The organism is Mesorhizobium sp. M1006, assembly GCF_040318825.1.
GTDB lineage: Bacteria > Pseudomonadota > Alphaproteobacteria > Rhizobiales > Rhizobiaceae > Mesorhizobium.
Genome location: NZ_JAMYMZ010000028.1, coordinates 1 through 14334, shown reverse-complemented (window position 1 = coordinate 14334; position 14334 = coordinate 1). Strand labels below are relative to the sequence as shown.

The following is a 14334-nucleotide window of genomic DNA, read 5'->3' as shown; positions in this document are numbered from 1 at the left end:
GAGGAGATATTCATGCGCCCACTGTTCGCTATCTGTGTCTGCCTGGCTATCATGTCCTTGTCTGCAGCCGCCCATGCCGAGCGCCGTTGTGGCTGGTACTCCAGCCCGACCCCCGGCAACCTCGTCCTGACCGACAGTGACGGGGATTGGTGGATCCAGATGCAGGGACGCCCGGATCCCAAGGGCATCGACAATGTGCCGGCCTTTGACGAGCGGCAATTCGTCGAGACCAATGTGCCTGGTTCGGGTCACGGCTACGGATGTGCGTGCATGAACGTCGTAACCAACGCCAAGCAACAGAAGATCACCAGAGTGATCTCGGGCCAAATCCTTCCGCTGCTGCGCTGTCGCAACGACAGATCGCTGCCTAACCCGGACGGATAATTGTTGGATATCTTGTGGATACCATGGCTGACGGTAGGCAGCTTAGAGCATTGGATCAAGAAAAAGCCCGGCAAACCGGGCTTTTTCTTGGGTCTCTGAAACCGCATCAATCGGTTCGAAACGGGAATTTGGTGCCCAGAAGAGGACTCGAACCTCCACTCCTTGCGGAACACGGACCTGAACCGTGCGCGTCTACCAATTCCGCCATCTGGGCTGGTGCGCGCTCATTAAGCGGGCGAGGGATGAGTGTCAACGCGCTTTTTTGAAAGCCGCGTTCCTTCTCCGGCTCAATGCTCCAGCACTTCCTTCGACGCCACCGTGGAATCGGCGTTGAGCGTGTAGATGATCGGCACACCGGTGCCGAGCTCGAGCTTGACGATCTCCTCGCCCGATTTGCCGTCCAGCGCCATGATCAGCGCGCGCAGCGAATTGCCGTGCGCCGCCACCAGCACGGTGCCGCCGCGCAGCACATGCGGTTGCAGATCGTGCAGGTAATAGGGCCAGACGCGCGCGCCGGTGTCCTTCAGGCTTTCACCGCCGGGCGGCGGCACGTCATAGGAGCGGCGCCAGACATGCACCTGCTCCTCGCCCCATTTCTTGCGCGCATCATCCTTGTTGAGGCCGGAGAGATCGCCATAGTCGCGCTCGTTCAGCGCCTGGTCGCGAATGGTCTCGAGGTCGCTCTGGCCAACGGCGTCGAGAATATGCTGGCAGGTCTTCTGCGCCCGGATCAGCGACGACGTGAAGGCGATGTCGAACTTCATGCCGCGCGCCCTGAGCTTGGCGCCGGCCGACTTGGCCTCGGCATGGCCCAGTTCGGTCAGGTCGACGTCGCGCCAGCCGGTAAATAGGTTCTTCAGGTTCCATTCGCTCTGGCCGTGGCGCACGAGCACGAGAGTTCTCGACATATTTGCTCCTTCAAATCTTGTGGATCAGCCAAATCTTGTGGATCAGCCAAATCTGTGGATCAGCTTGTCAGGCCGAGCACGTCCCGCATCGAATAGAGGCCCGGCTTGCGGCGGCGCGCCCACAGGGCTGCCTTGACCGCGCCGCGGGCAAAGATCGCCCGGTCCTCGGCATGATGGGCAAGCGTGATGCGCTCGCCGGTACCGGCCAGCACCACACTGTGGTCGCCGACCACCGAGCCGCCGCGCAAGCTGGCGAAACCGATCGAGCCTGCCTTGCGCACGCCGGTATGGCCGTCGCGCACGCGAACATCGTTGCCGGCAAGTGCTACGCCGCGCCCGGCAGCGGCGGCCTCGCCGAGCAGCAGCGCCGTGCCCGACGGAGCATCGACCTTGTGCCGGTGGTGCATTTCCAGGATCTCGATGTCGAAATCGTCGGCATCGAGCGCGCGCGCCGCCTGCTCAACCAGCACCGCCAGCAGATTGACGCCGAGGCTCATATTGCCTGACTTGACCACCGTCGCGTGCCGCGCCGCCGCCGCGATCCTGGCATTGTCTTCAGCCGAGCAGCCGGTGGTGCCGATGATATGGACGATGCGCGCCTGCGCCGCATAGCCGGCGAATTCGACGGTCGCTGCCGGCGTGGTGAAATCGAGCACGCCGTCGGCCTTGGCGAAGGCCGGCAGCGGATCGTCGCCGATCGCCACGCCGAGCCTGCCGACGCCGGCCAGCTCGCCGGCATCCTTGCCGAGATGTGGCGAACCGGCCGGCGCGATGGCGCCGGCGACACGCGCGCCCGGTATCGTGTGGATGGCGCGGATCAGCGCCTGGCCCATGCGGCCAGCCGCGCCCACCACCACCAGGCCCATTTCACTCACGGTCGGCGTGTCGCTCATGAATGTCTCCCGACCGCCTTTTTCGCGTGATCATTTTGCGCCGCAGTCTGGATTGGCTTGGCGTCATCGACAAGCCCCAGCCCTTTCCTGCCTTGCACCCGATGGAACCGCGCATAGACGCTGTGCGGGTCGGCCATCAGCGAGGCATGCGTGCCCTGTTCGACCAGCCGGCCCTGCTCCAGCACGATGATATGGTCGGCATTGACCACCGTCGACAGCCGGTGCGCGATGACAATGGTGGTGCGCCCTTCCATGACATGGGTCAGCGCTTCCTGGACGCGGGCCTCGGCCTCGTTGTCGAGCGCCGAGGTCGCTTCGTCGAGCAGCAGGATCGGCGCCTGCCGAACGATGGCGCGTGCAATCGATACGCGCTGGCGCTGGCCGCCCGACAGCGTCACGCCATTCTCGCCGACCGGCGTGTCGTAGCCTTGCGGCTGCTGACGAATGAAATCGTGTGCCGCGGCCTGTTGGGCGGCGCGTTCAATCTCTGCGTCGGTGGCGCTCAGCCTGCCGTAGCGGATGTTGTCGCGGATGGTGCCTTCTAACAGATAGGGCTGCTGCGATACATAGGCGATCGAGCCGCGCAGCGAATGCTTGGTGACCTTTGAAATGTCCTGGCCGTCGATTTCGATCCTGCCCGACTCGACATCGTAGAAGCGCTGCAGCAGCGCAACCAGCGTCGTCTTGCCGGCGCCCGAGGCTCCGACGATGGCGGTCACCTTGCCGGCGGCGGCGACAAAGGTCAGATCCTGCAGGACCGGCGCCTCTTCGACATAGCGGAAGGACACGTTGTTGAAGCGCACTTCGCCAGAGGTGAATTTCGCCTCGGCGGCTGCCGGCACGTCACCTTGCTGCGGCTCGAGGTCGAGAAGCTCGTAGATCATGCGCGCATTGACCAGCGACTTTTCCATGCCAACCTGCATACGCGCCAGCCGCCTGGCCGGATCATAGGCAAGCAGCAGGGCGGTGATGAAGGCAAACACCGCGCCCGGCGGCTGGCCGCCGACGGTCGCCCGGTAGCCGGAATAGGCGATGACGCCGGCGACGGCGAAGCCGGCCAGCATTTCGGAGATAGGCGTCAGCCGTTCCGAGACGCGGGCGATCTTGTTTGCCCGCTGCTCGGCGCCCGCGACGAGGCCGCCGATGCGGCGCGACAGCTCGTCTTCCAGGGTGAAGGCCTTGACGATGGCGATGCCTTGCGTCGCTTCCTGCATGGCGCCGATCAGCCGCGAGTTGATCTGCACCGATTCACGGGTGATGCGACGCACCCGGCGCATCAGATAGGTGACACTGTAGATCAAGGGCGGGCCGATCAGCAGCGACATCGCCGAGAGCATCGGGTCCTGCCAGATCATGACGCCGACTAGCGCGACAAGCGATACCGCATCGCGCGCCAGCGATGTCAGCGTCATCGACAGGAGATCGCGGATGCCGTTGACGTTCTCGTTGATCTGCGCGGCGAGCCGGCCCGAGCGGGTGTCATTGAAGAAGCCGACGCCGAGCTTCATCAGATGGTCGAAGATGCGGCGTTGATAGCGCGCCACCAGATTGTTGCCGATTTTGGCCAGCGTCACTGCCTGGCCGTAGCTGGCCAGGCCGCGCAGCATAAAGGCGGCCAGGATCGACACGCTGATCAGCGCGATAAGATCGCCGCGCCGTTGGTAGAAGATCTGATCGATGACATCCTTCATGATCCAGGCTGTGAAGGCGGTCGTCGCCGCGATCGTCACCAGGCACAGCACGGCAAGAGCATAGTACCAGCGATAATCGCGGCTGTTCTCGGCGATGATGCGGCGGATCACCGCCACGATCTCGCTGGGACGGACTTTCCCTTTGGTTGGTGCTGGAATTGTCACGTTGGAGCGCTTTGTGGTTTCGGTTCGGCCGGACTGCAATTCGGCAACCTCTTAACGCCCCGATGGCGGCTTGCCTATGGCCGGGGACGGCGAAACTTCGTCGCGGCGCAGCTTGTGTCCTAAACCCGCCAGCGCCGCCCCGCCGTCTGCACGCCGAACAGCGACGGATTTCTGGCATAGGCGGCCAGCCCTAAAAGCGCCGCAAGCGGATGGGTGATGACGTAGACCGGCATGCCGCGCATCAGGGCGCTGTGCGGCGCCTTGTCCTCGAAGGCGGCGCGGAAATTGCCGGTGCGCAGCGCCGGCAGGATTTTTTGCGCGATGCCGCCGGTGAGAAACACGCCGCCGCGGCTCATGAACACCAGAGCGAGATCGCCGGCGGTGCGCCCCAGGCAAGTGACGAAGATCGACAGCGCCTCTTCGGCCACCGGATCGTTCTTTGCCAGCGCCGCGGCGGTGACCTCGGCAGGCGTTGTAAAGGGCGACGGCTTGCCGTCCGCCTTGGCCACCGCCCGGTAGGCATTGACCAGGCCGCGTCCGGACAGGATCTGTTCGCCGGAGATGCGGCCCTCGAGCTTCTCGATATGCGGAAACACCTGGAAATCGCGCGGCGAGCGCGGGCCGATATCCATATGGCCGCCCTCACCGGGTACCGGTATCCAGTGATGCAGCGCATAAACCAGCCCGGCGACACCGAGCCCGGTTCCCGGGCCGAGCACCACCCGCCCGGAATTCGGTTCCGGCTCGTCGCCGCCGATCTTCTCCATATGCTCTTCGCCGAGCGCGACGACAGCCAGCGCCTGTGCCTCGAAGTCGTTGAGCACCACGACGTCGCTGAGACCGAGACTGGCGAACATCTGTCTCGGCTTGACGATCCATGGGCAATTTGTAAGCGGGATCTCGTCGCTTTCGACAGGACCGGCTACCGCCAGCACAGCTGAATTCGGCCGGACCGACGAGCGGTCGAGCACGGCCGACTGGATCGCCTCGTCAATCGTATTGAAGTTGGCGGTCTGGACGATGGTCGGCTCGCCGGCCTCGGAATTCGCGTCTAGTACGATCGAGAAGCGCGCATTGGTGCCGCCTATATCGCCGATCAGGATCGGAAATCGCAACAGAGTGTCGTCGTCGCTTACGCCTGGCATGCTCTCGTCCGTTCCCGACGCGTATCGCCGTTCTCTCGTTGACTAGCGCATGACCGCAAAAAGGGAAATCGGTTTTCGAAGTGGAGATGCACGGATGCAGACGGCGAACACGCTGCCCGCATCAGTGCCCCGGTCGTGGCCGCGGCAGCGGAATGCCGATCTCGGGCGTCGCCACAAAGGCGTTCGCCGAGGCCGGAAGCGCTGCCGCGCCGGCTGCGACCGTCGGCGGCGGCGAAGACTCTGCCGCGGGAGCAGGTACGGCCGCGATCGGCACGCCGTCGCCATAGTAGGTGACTGCTTCCGCCGACGGCGGAGCTGGCGCGTCGAGCACGAACTGGCATTGCCTGGGCAGGTTCGCCATGGTCATCAGGTCGCGTGCCTTCGGCTTGTCCGGGTTCTTGTTGGGGCGCCACGGCTCCTCGGTGAACCACCAGGCCAGCGCCTGGTCGCAGCCATCGCCTGGCGCCGTCGCTTCCTGTGCCTTGCAGTCGGGTGATCCAGCCTGGCAGCCGATGCGAATGTGGAAGTGGTAGTCGTGGCCCCAGAACGGCCTGACCTTGCGCAACCAGCTACGGTCGCCTTTGACCGTGTCGCAGAGCTTCTTCTTGATCCCGGGATTGACCAAGATGCGCTCGACTTCGGGATAGCTCGCGGCGCGCTTCAACAACCGCGTGTGCATCGGCGTCCACAGCCCGTCCTTCACCAAATGGGTCTTTTCATCGACCATCAAGGTAGCGCTGATGTTTTCGCGCTCTTCGGCCGAGAGCTTACGGTCGGGCATCGGCGTCAGCCAGATGTCGGCGTCGAGGCCGATCTGGTGCGAGGCATGGCCGGTCAGCATCGGACCGCCGCGCGGTTGCGAGATGTCGCCGATCAGCAAGCCAGGCCAGCCGTCGGCAGCGGCATCGCGCGACAGTTTCTCGATCAGCGCGATCATTGCCGGATGGCCCCAGCGACGATTGCGCGACGGTCGCATCACCTCCCAGTGCCGGCCGTCCATGGGTAGGGCGACGCCGCCGGAAAAACAGCCTTTGGAATAAAAGCCGATCGATTGCGCTGCTGCGAGTGCCGGCAGCTTTTTGGCGCCGAACAGGTCCTTTGCCCGTTGCTCGGCGCTCCCTGGCTGCGTTGCAAGCGCCGCCAAGCCGGCGATGGCCAGTACTGCCGTCAGCAGCAGCGTTTTGCCCGGCAAGGCTCGCGCTAACGTCTTCCCCAAGCTGGACCCCTCCGCGATTTGAACCGCATCATACCATAGCCCGCGCAACGTATCGATCATGACCGTTTCATCGGGCTGCGCGCCTCGCCGTCGCGCCAGTCGCCGCTCGCCCACATGGCATCGAGCGCCGAGCGATAGTCGGGAAAGCGAAAGCCATAACCGGCCGCCTTGATTGCCGCATTGGCGACACGCTTGTTCTCGCTGTAGAAAGACCGCGCCATGGGCGAAAGTTGGGCGGTCTCGAACGGAATTTCGGGCGGCGGCTCGATGCCCATCAATTGGGCGGCATAGGCGACGACGTCCTGCGGCGGCGCCGGCAGGTCGTCGGTGACGTTGAAGATGCCGCCGCGATTGCCCTCGGCGAGATGCCAGAGCGCACCGGCAATATCGTCGCAATGGATGCGGTTGAACACCTGGCCCGGCTTGACCAGCCGCCGCGCAGTGCCGTTTTCCAGGTTGACCAGGGCGTTGCGGCCCGGCCCGTAAATGCCGGAAAGCCGCAGGATCGCCACCGGCCGGTGGATGTCATGGCCCAATTGTAGCCAATCCTGCTCGGCTGCAACACGCATCACCGACCGCTTCGACAACGGCCGGCATTCGGCGGCCTCGTCCACCCAATTGCCGCCACGGTCGCCATAGACGCCGACGGTGGAGAGATAGGCGATCCATTCGAGCTCCGGCATGTTGGCCGCGATCTCCTCGCGTGCCGCGCCCAGCATCGGGTCGCCGGCCTTGTCCGGCGCGACCGAGACGACGAGATGGGTTGTCTTCCCAAGGGCATCGCCGATTTCGGAGGTCAGCGTGCCATCGAAACGCAGCGGCACGATACCGGCTTGCCGCAGCGCCGCGAATTTTTCCAGCGACCGTGTTGTACCGAAGATCGTTGTGTCGGCATCCCTGTTGGCGCGGGCGAAGGCCCTGCCCGAATAACCGGCGCCGAAGATGAAAATCTGCTTTTTTGTCATGTATGCGCCTCGATCGGCTTTGGCAGGGCCAGAAGCCATTCGCCTCTCACCGCCTCTTCATGTTCTGCTTGCAAAGCGGCTGCGGCACGTTCGGCGAACTCCCGACCCGGCACCAGCCGCGACAGCGCCCATACCGCAGCTCCGCGAACCAGGGGCGAGGCGTCGTCGAGCAGCGCGCGAACGGCGCCGGCCAGCGACAAGTCCTGGGAATTGCCGGCCGCTATCAGCACGTTTCGGATAAAACGGTCGCGGCCGATGCGCTTGATCGGCGAGCCCGAAAAAAGCGTGCGGAAGGCAGTGTCGTCGAGACGCAGCAGCTCGGCGAGCGGCGGTTCGCGCAAGTCCGCGCGGGCGGCAAGCTTTGCCTCCGAAGCGGCTTGGGCGAACTTGTTCCACGGGCAGGCGGCCAGGCAGTCGTCGCAGCCATAGATGCGATTGCCGATCTTTTCCCGGAACTCATGCGGGATCGGTCCTTTGTTCTCGATGGTGAGGTATGAAATGCAGCGCCGCGCATCGAGCCGGTAAGGCGCCGGAAAGGCGTCCGTCGGGCAGGCGTCGAGGCAGGCCCGGCAGGAGCCGCAATGATCGTTCTCAGGCGCGTCCGGCACCAGCTCGGCCGTCGTGAAGATGGTGCCGAGGAACAGCCAGGAGCCATGCGCGCGGCTGACCAGGTTGGTGTGCTTGCCTTGCCAGCCGAGGCCGGCCGCCTCGGCCAGCGGCTTTTCCATCACCGGCGCGGTGTCGACAAACACTTTCACGTCCCCGCCGGCGCGCGCCACGATCTTGCCGGCGATCTCCTTCAGCCGGCCTTTCATCACGTCATGATAGTCGCGGTTCTGCGCATAGGCCGAGATCGCGCCGCGGTCGCGCTTTGCCAGGATGTCGCGTGGGTCGTGGTCGGGGCCGTAATTCATCGCCAGCACGATGATCGAGCGGACCTCTGGCCAAAGCGTCGTCGGTTTGCCTCGCCGCTCGAGCGTTTCGGCAATCCAGCCCATCGAGCCGTGAAAGCCGTCGGCAACGAATTCGGCCAGCCGTTCCGGCGCCTGCGGAATCGCATCGGGCGTGGTGACGGCAACGGCGTCGAAGCCGGCATTCCGCGCCTCGCGGTCGATCAGCGCGCGCAGCTTTGCCGTATCAGAAATCGAGGTCCGCATAATGTGACACCGGCGACAGGCCGCGCACCCGGTCGGACAGAAGCGGCCGGAACGAAGGCCGTGATTTCACCCTTGTATACCATTCGCGCGCGGCGCTGTGTTCGCGCCAGTCGATCTCGCCGAGATAGTCGAGCACCGACAGTGCCGCCGCCGCCGCGAGATCGGCATAGGTGACCTTGTTGCCGGCCAGCCAATGACGGGTGCCGGCCAGCCAGTTGGTGTATTTCATGTGCTGGCGGATATTGGCGCGGGCGGCGCGGATCGCCGCCGAATCGGGCGAGCCGCCGCCTGCCGTTTCCGGCATGACCGGCTTCAGGACGCGCTCGCGCACTAGGTGCCGGGTAACCTCGCTTTCCGCCTTGTTGAGGTACCAATCGGTCAGCCGTCGGATTTCGGCGCGCTCCATCGGATCCTCGGCGAACAGCCGCTTGTCGCGCTTGAGTACCCCGCGCGTCTCGTCGAGATATTCGGCAATGACCACTGCGCCGACGATCGGCACGTCGCCTTCGGCGAGCAGGATCGGCAGCGTGCCGGCCGGGTTCAGCGCCAGGAACTCCTTGCGCCGCGTCCACGGCTTCTCTTCGATCAGCGCCAGTTCCTCGCCATACTCGCCAAAGGCGAGGCGGACGAAGCGGCAGCTGGCGAACATCGGATGGTGGAAAAGCGTCAGCATGGTCCCGCGATAATAGAGCGCACTGGCAAATCGCCGGCTGCGCCGGTAAGTCTTGGCCGCCCGATTCAGGGGCTGTCAGGGTGCTGCGACCTATAGGGGGAGTTCCGCGCCGTGACAAGCAAGCCCTTTTCTCACGCCCTCACTCCAACGCCGAGGTTGCCATGGAAAGCCAGACCGTCGTCGAAGCGCTGCTGCTCGGCATGCTCGAGGGCCTGACCGAGTTTATTCCGGTGTCTTCAACCGGTCATATCCTGCTTGCCGGCCATTTCCTCGGCTTTCATTCGACCGGCAAGGCCTTCGAGATCCTGATCCAGCTCGGCGCCATATTGGCGATTCTCAGCGTCTATTTCCGCCGTCTCTGGAAGATGCTGCTCGAGCTGCCCTACGATCGGCTGACGCGGCATTTCGTCCTTGGCATCCTCATCGCATTCCTGCCGGCGGCCATTATCGGCGCGCTGGCGCACGATTTCATCAAGACGGTGCTGTTCGAATCGCCGCGGCTGATCTGCATCATGCTGATCATCGGCGGTGTCATCCTGCTGCTGGTCGATCGCATGAAGCCGAAGCCCTATTACCAGGATGTCGAGCGGTTTCCGACCAGGCTTTATCTGCAGATCGGGCTGTTTCAGTGCCTGTCGCTGATCCCCGGCACGTCGCGCTCGGGTTCGACCATCGTCGGCGCGCTGCTGCTCGGGGTCGACAAACGGGCGGCGGCGGAATTCTCCTTCTTCCTTGCCATCCCGACGATGGTCGGCGCCTTCGCCTTCGACCTGTTCAAGAACCGCAATGTGCTGAGCAGCGCCGACCTGCCCATCATCGCCGTCGGTTTCGTCGCCGCCTTCGTCACCGCGCTAATCGTCGTGCGCTTCCTGCTCGACTACGTCTCGCGCCATGGCTACGCGCTGTTCGGCTGGTGGCGGCTGGTCGTCGGCATCGTCGGCCTGGCGGGGCTGGCCATCTGGGGATGAGCCGGCGCGGATAGCGCAATCCCAGCCGGAACTCTATTCTTGCCCGAAGTCGAGCCATACGATCTTGTGGACGTATGGTTGGCAGGGGGAATGCGTGAGCGAAGTTCTTGACGCCCTCGTTATTGGCGCCGGTCCGGCGGGACTCGGCGTCAGCTACTTCTTGAAACGGCAGGGCCGCGACCACCGTGTACTCGATCGAGGCCGGATCGGCGAAACGTGGCGAACGCAGCGGTGGAACTCGTTTCGACTGAATTCGCCGACCATTCGCTCCATCTTACCCGGTGATTCCTACGAGGGGCCCGAGCCGTGGGGCGCGATAACCCACCACGAATTTGTCGCGTATCTCGAAGGCTATGCCGAGCGGCACCGCCTGCCGGTAAGCACCCAAACTCCGGTGCAAGAGCTGACGAGAGACGACGGGATCTTTCGCATCACCACGACGGACGGGGCATTTCTGGCGCGCAATGTGGTGATCGCCACCGGCGACCAGAATCGGCAGGTCCGGCCAGCAGGGTCGGCGGATTTGCCAACCGCAATTCGCCAAGTCGATTCCTCGGCTTATCGCAACCCGGCCGAGTTAGAGAGTGGCGCGGTGCTGGTGGTCGGCAGCGGTCAGTCGGGCGGCCAGATCGCCGAGGATCTGGCGCTGGCCGGACGTGCGGTCTTTTTGGCGACCAGCCGCAACGGCCGTTGGGTGCGGCGCTACCGCGGGGGCAACATACTTAAATGGCTGACGCTGTCCGGTTTTCTCGACGTTCCGCGCAAGGAACTCGTCCTCCCCTCCGGCAAGCTGCAGGCCCGCGCGCTGGTCGGCGCGACCCATACGATCAGCCTGCAATCGCTGAGTGCACAGGGCGTGGTGCTGCTCGGCCGCTTCAGGGGTGTGGAGAACGGCAACCTCGTCTTCGGCGACGAGCTCGACGACCATATGCGATTTGCCGACGAGGTCTCCGCGAATGCCAAGCGCCTGGTTGACGAGTACATCGAGCGCGCCGGCCTCGAAGCGCCACTGGCCGAGGATGATCCAGCCGAGACGATTGAACCGCGCTTGCCCGATCCTCCGATCCGCTCCCTCGACTGGACGGCGAGCGGCATCAGATCAGTGATCTGGTGCACCGGCTTCACCGGCGATTTCTCATGGGTTCGGCTTCCCGGCGCGCTCGATGCAGCCGGCCAGCCCGTCCACGAGGATGGCGTCGGCGTTGTTCCAGGTCTCTTTTTCGCCGGCCTCGATTTCGGATCGACGCGGAAGTCGGGCACCATACCGGCCATTCCAGAGGAGGCGGCCGCCGTCGTGGAGCGACTCGTCCAAGCGGGAGCCGACTTGCCACGGAACGACGTCTAAACGAGCCGTCGAACGCGGGTTCTTGAACGTGCAAGAACATGACAGCTCTGGCGCGATCAAGACGACGCACGCTGCCTTTTGTCGAAGCGCACCGACAATTTTCCGTAGTCCGATTGGTGCGACAGCCAGAAATCGCCGGCACCTTCGATACGGCGCTCCGATTCGTGGCCGACTGCATCCATTGCCTCCATCAACGTGCGGCGGCCTTGACCTCGGCGTCTTGACCTCGGCTGGTCGTCGTCGTGCTGACAGCACTGGCAATATGGGGTGAGCCGGCGCAGTCGTTCGGAATGGTCGACCCGGAGACGCCAAAGGAGGTGCATCAAGGCGCGCGATCGGTCAGCGCGTTCGCACCTTCCTCCGCGGCGCAATGTGCGCAGCAGTAGATGATGTCATCCTGTTCGACGCCATGTCCGATGATCCGGCATCCGCAATGCGGACATATCGGAGCAAGTTTCTGGACCGCGCATTCGAAGCTGTCGAACGTGTAGGTCTCCTCGGCCATCGTCACTTTGAAAGCCTTGTCGTAGTCATTCCCGCATTGATCGCATCTGGCCATAGTTCGTTTCCTTCTTTCACGGCTTCAAGCTCGACCAACCTGTCGCGCGGCGATAGGTTCCCGCCAGGATCAGGGGGCCGTCCTAAGGCGGAGACGAGCGCGAGCCTACGCCACGGCGCTGTTCGATCGCACGGATCACCTCGTCGATATCCCGCGGCTCGATGTCGAGTTCCTTCAGGCCAGGCGCGTCGATTGCTGCCACATTGTCCTGACGCATAAGATCGATCTGGTTGCGCGTTATGGGGGCAGCCGGGAGGAGTTCCGCGACGCCAGCCAAGGCGTTCCATACCGCAAACGGCACCGGCATCAGCTTGACGTGCGTATCGAGCTGTCGGGCGATCTCCCGAAGCAGTTCCTTATAGGTATAGATGCGCGGGCCACCGAATTCGAATATGGATGAACCCGTGTGGGTTCGCCCGTCGATCAGCCGGCTCACTGCTTCGGCGACGTCTGCCACATGGACCGGCTGAAGCCGTGTGCCACCATCGCCGAACAGCGGATAGACCGGCAGGAGGCGTATCATCCTCACAATGGTCGTGAGGAAAGCGTCGTCAGGTCCTGTCATGACGGCGGGACGCACAATGAAAGCGCCGGGAAATGCGCTTTCCACGGCACCTTCTCCGCGCCCACGCGCCCTTATGTAATTCGAATCCGATTGAGGATCGGAGCCGATCCCTGAAATCAGCACGAACTGGTCGATCGCGCGGTCGCGCGACGCGGCAGCGAGATCGGCCGCGGCTTTCACATGCACGCGTTCAAAGGTCTGGACGCCGTGCTCGACGTAAAGACTGACAGCATTCACGACCGCCTGTGATCCGGTAATGGCCGACCCGATCGAGGACGCATCCAATATATCCGCCTCGACTGCCTCGGGCATCCTTGTAATCGAGGAAAAGACCAGGGCCACGCGAGCTGGATGGCGAGATGCAGCGCGCACCGTGAAACCTCTTTCCAGGAGCCGCTTCACGATCCTGCGCCCGAGAAAGCCGGTTCCGCCGAACACGGTGACGATCCGTACCGGGTTGAGATCGTCGGGATCCATTTGCCTCGCCATCCCTTTGTCCTCGCATAGCTGCCACGAGGATTGCCCTGGCCGGCATTTGAACCAGCCCGTCGAACATCAGGACGATTGGGGAACAACGCAGGAACGCTTTTGTTCCAGTCAGCGCTGGGCGGATGCTTGACAGATCGGCAAACCATGATCTGAACCGCAGGCGCAGCAAAACGGCCCCACTTCGGGAATAGCCTAGTTCCGCCCGTAGAAAACGTTCTCGACATGCACCGGCCAGCGCCACGGCAGCACCGCCACCATGTCGAAGCGCACCGATAATTTTCCGTAGTCGGATTGGCGCGACAGCCAGAAATCGGCGGCGCCTTCGATGCGGCGCTCCGATTCACGGCCGACTGCTTCCATTGCCTCTATCAGCGTGCGGCGCGCCTTGACCTCGACGATCAGCACCAGATCGCCGCGCCGCGCGATCAGGTCGATCTCGCCGAACCTGGTGCGGTGGCGGCGGGCCAGAATTCGGTAGCCTTTCAGCATCAGCGCCGCCGCCGCCAGCCATTCGCCGTGATGGCCGCGCCGGTAGGCCTTTTGTCGGCTGGCGCTCGGCCGTTCAGCCATCGCCGTCTCCGCCGGTCCCGTCTCTTCCGGCATTCTTGAGGTCGAGGAGCCGACGATAGAGCGCCTGCTTCTGGCCACCCGTCATCTTGGCGGCTTCCGCCGCTGCCTTGGAGGCCGGCATCTCGGCGGCGAGCGAAAGCAGCAGCCGGTCGATGTCTTCTGGCTCATCAGCGACCGCATCGGCCGGGCCGACGCAGATGACGATTTCACCCTTGGGCGTATCGGCTCCCGCATAATGGCTGGCGAGCGATTGCAGGGTGTCGGTCCGCATCTCCTCGAAGGTCTTGGTCAGCTCGCGGCCGATCGCCGCCTTGCGGGCACCGCCCAGCACCTCGACCATGGCACTGAGCGTCTCGGCCAGCCGGCGCGGCGATTCGAAGAAGATCAACGTTGCCGGCACCGCCTTCAGCGCTTCCAGCCGCGTCAGCCGCTGCCCGGTCTTCACCGGCAGGAAGCCGGCAAACAGAAACGCGTCCGAGGGCAGGCCGGATGCCGTCAACGCGGCAAGTGGCGCCGACGGTCCGGGGATCGGCACGACACGAATGCCGCGATCCAGCGCCTCACCAACCAGCCGGTAGCCGGGGTCGGAGATGAGCGGCGTGCCGGCATCAGAGATCAACGCTCCGCTTTGTCCGGCCTCC

The 14334-nt window shown here is 64.0% G+C and carries 15 protein-coding genes and 1 tRNA gene; 3 read left to right on the top strand and 13 right to left on the bottom strand.

The features are described 5' to 3' along the window. The first annotated feature begins 12 nt into the window (after positions 1 to 12). Entirely contained in the window at positions 13 to 384 is a 372-nt protein-coding gene (locus tag NKH60_RS23180; RefSeq protein ID WP_352473554.1) for a DUF4087 domain-containing protein, read from the top strand. A 129-nt stretch (positions 385 to 513) separates the two neighbouring features. On the opposite strand, the gene NKH60_RS23175 is transcribed toward NKH60_RS23180, so the two are convergent. The 9 genes from NKH60_RS23175 to NKH60_RS23135 form a co-directional block, all read right to left on the bottom strand. Next, positions 514 to 598, bottom strand: a tRNA-Leu gene (locus tag NKH60_RS23175). A 73-nt stretch (positions 599 to 671) separates the two neighbouring features. Further along, positions 672 to 1292: a 2,3-bisphosphoglycerate-dependent phosphoglycerate mutase gene (locus NKH60_RS23170; RefSeq protein WP_352473555.1), complete on the bottom strand. Its 621-nt coding sequence runs from the start codon at positions 1290 to 1292 to the stop codon at positions 672 to 674. A gap of 59 nt (positions 1293 to 1351) precedes the next feature. Continuing rightward, a complete protein-coding gene (gene dapB, locus NKH60_RS23165; RefSeq protein WP_352817860.1) occupies positions 1352 to 2185 on the bottom strand; it encodes a 4-hydroxy-tetrahydrodipicolinate reductase in 834 nt (277 codons plus the stop codon). Further along, complete coding sequence (locus NKH60_RS23160; RefSeq protein ID WP_352817863.1) at positions 2182 to 4041, bottom strand: ABC transporter ATP-binding protein; 1860 nt, start codon at positions 4039 to 4041, stop codon at positions 2182 to 2184. The genes dapB and NKH60_RS23160 overlap by 4 nt, the downstream gene beginning before the upstream one ends. Positions 4042 to 4160: 119 nt before the next feature. After that, positions 4161 to 5186, bottom strand: a complete 1026-nt coding sequence (locus NKH60_RS23155) for a glucokinase (RefSeq protein ID WP_352473558.1) — start codon at positions 5184 to 5186, stop codon at positions 4161 to 4163. 121 nt (positions 5187 to 5307) lie between these two features. Next, positions 5308 to 6402 (bottom strand): penicillin-insensitive murein endopeptidase, encoded by a 1095-nt coding sequence (gene mepA / locus NKH60_RS23150; RefSeq protein ID WP_502895684.1) that lies wholly within the window; start codon positions 6400 to 6402, stop codon positions 5308 to 5310. A gap of 56 nt (positions 6403 to 6458) precedes the next feature. Then, positions 6459 to 7367: an SDR family oxidoreductase gene (locus tag NKH60_RS23145; protein ID WP_352822460.1), complete on the bottom strand. Its 909-nt coding sequence runs from the start codon at positions 7365 to 7367 to the stop codon at positions 6459 to 6461. Beyond that, positions 7364 to 8524: a tRNA epoxyqueuosine(34) reductase QueG gene (queG, locus tag NKH60_RS23140; protein ID WP_352836169.1), complete on the bottom strand. Its 1161-nt coding sequence runs from the start codon at positions 8522 to 8524 to the stop codon at positions 7364 to 7366. Before queG ends, NKH60_RS23145 begins: the two co-directional genes overlap by 4 nt. Further along, the gene (locus tag NKH60_RS23135; RefSeq protein WP_023678968.1) at positions 8505 to 9197 is read right to left on the bottom strand and encodes a glutathione S-transferase family protein; all 693 of its coding nucleotides are present in this window, start codon (positions 9195 to 9197) and stop codon (positions 8505 to 8507) included. The genes queG and NKH60_RS23135 overlap by 20 nt, the downstream gene beginning before the upstream one ends. A 161-nt stretch (positions 9198 to 9358) precedes the next feature. Here NKH60_RS23135 and NKH60_RS23130 point away from each other — a divergent pair, with 161 nt between their 5' ends. Together NKH60_RS23130 and NKH60_RS23125 are read left to right on the top strand one after the other, a co-directional pair. Beyond that, positions 9359 to 10165 (top strand): undecaprenyl-diphosphate phosphatase, encoded by an 807-nt coding sequence (locus NKH60_RS23130; protein WP_352873449.1) that lies wholly within the window; start codon positions 9359 to 9361, stop codon positions 10163 to 10165. A 94-nt stretch (positions 10166 to 10259) separates the two neighbouring features. Then, positions 10260 to 11510, top strand: coding sequence for a flavin-containing monooxygenase (locus NKH60_RS23125; RefSeq protein WP_352822463.1), 1251 nt, complete (start codon positions 10260 to 10262; stop codon positions 11508 to 11510). A gap of 322 nt (positions 11511 to 11832) precedes the next feature. On the opposite strand, the gene NKH60_RS23120 is transcribed toward NKH60_RS23125, so the two are convergent. From NKH60_RS23120 to rsmI, 4 genes are all read right to left on the bottom strand, one after another. Continuing rightward, positions 11833 to 12069, bottom strand: coding sequence for a metallothionein (locus tag NKH60_RS23120; RefSeq protein ID WP_352926009.1), 237 nt, complete (start codon positions 12067 to 12069; stop codon positions 11833 to 11835). A gap of 82 nt (positions 12070 to 12151) precedes the next feature. Further along, a complete protein-coding gene (locus NKH60_RS23115; RefSeq protein ID WP_352539784.1) occupies positions 12152 to 13123 on the bottom strand; it encodes a complex I NDUFA9 subunit family protein in 972 nt (323 codons plus the stop codon). A 192-nt stretch (positions 13124 to 13315) separates the two neighbouring features. After that, complete coding sequence (locus NKH60_RS23110; protein WP_352822467.1) at positions 13316 to 13693, bottom strand: YraN family protein; 378 nt, start codon at positions 13691 to 13693, stop codon at positions 13316 to 13318. Beyond that, a partial coding sequence (rsmI, locus tag NKH60_RS23105; RefSeq protein ID WP_352873446.1) for a 16S rRNA (cytidine(1402)-2'-O)-methyltransferase occupies positions 13686 to 14334 on the bottom strand: 649 nt, incomplete at its 5' end. The genes rsmI and NKH60_RS23110, both read right to left, overlap by 8 nt.

What these genes read in the sequence shown, in the direction of transcription:
- NKH60_RS23130 (WP_352873449.1), top strand. Translation starts at nt 9,359, where the DNA reads ATGGAAAGCCAGACCGTCGTCGAAGCGCTGCTGCTCGGCATGCTCGAG.
- NKH60_RS23170 (WP_352473555.1), bottom strand. Translation starts at nt 1,292, where the DNA reads ATGTCGAGAACTCTCGTGCTCGTGCGCCACGGCCAGAGCGAATGGAAC.
- NKH60_RS23120 (WP_352926009.1), bottom strand. Translation starts at nt 12,069, where the DNA reads ATGGCCAGATGCGATCAATGCGGGAATGACTACGACAAGGCTTTCAAA.
- queG (WP_352836169.1), bottom strand. Translation starts at nt 8,524, where the DNA reads ATGCGGACCTCGATTTCTGATACGGCAAAGCTGCGCGCGCTGATCGAC.
- NKH60_RS23135 (WP_023678968.1), bottom strand. Translation starts at nt 9,197, where the DNA reads ATGCTGACGCTTTTCCACCATCCGATGTTCGCCAGCTGCCGCTTCGTC.
- NKH60_RS23145 (WP_352822460.1), bottom strand. Translation starts at nt 7,367, where the DNA reads ATGACAAAAAAGCAGATTTTCATCTTCGGCGCCGGTTATTCGGGCAGG.
- NKH60_RS23180 (WP_352473554.1), top strand. Translation starts at nt 13, where the DNA reads ATGCGCCCACTGTTCGCTATCTGTGTCTGCCTGGCTATCATGTCCTTG.
- NKH60_RS23155 (WP_352473558.1), bottom strand. Translation starts at nt 5,186, where the DNA reads ATGCCAGGCGTAAGCGACGACGACACTCTGTTGCGATTTCCGATCCTG.
- dapB (WP_352817860.1), bottom strand. Translation starts at nt 2,185, where the DNA reads ATGAGCGACACGCCGACCGTGAGTGAAATGGGCCTGGTGGTGGTGGGC.
- NKH60_RS23115 (WP_352539784.1), bottom strand. Translation starts at nt 13,123, where the DNA reads ATGGCGAGGCAAATGGATCCCGACGATCTCAACCCGGTACGGATCGTC.
- NKH60_RS23110 (WP_352822467.1), bottom strand. Translation starts at nt 13,693, where the DNA reads ATGGCTGAACGGCCGAGCGCCAGCCGACAAAAGGCCTACCGGCGCGGC.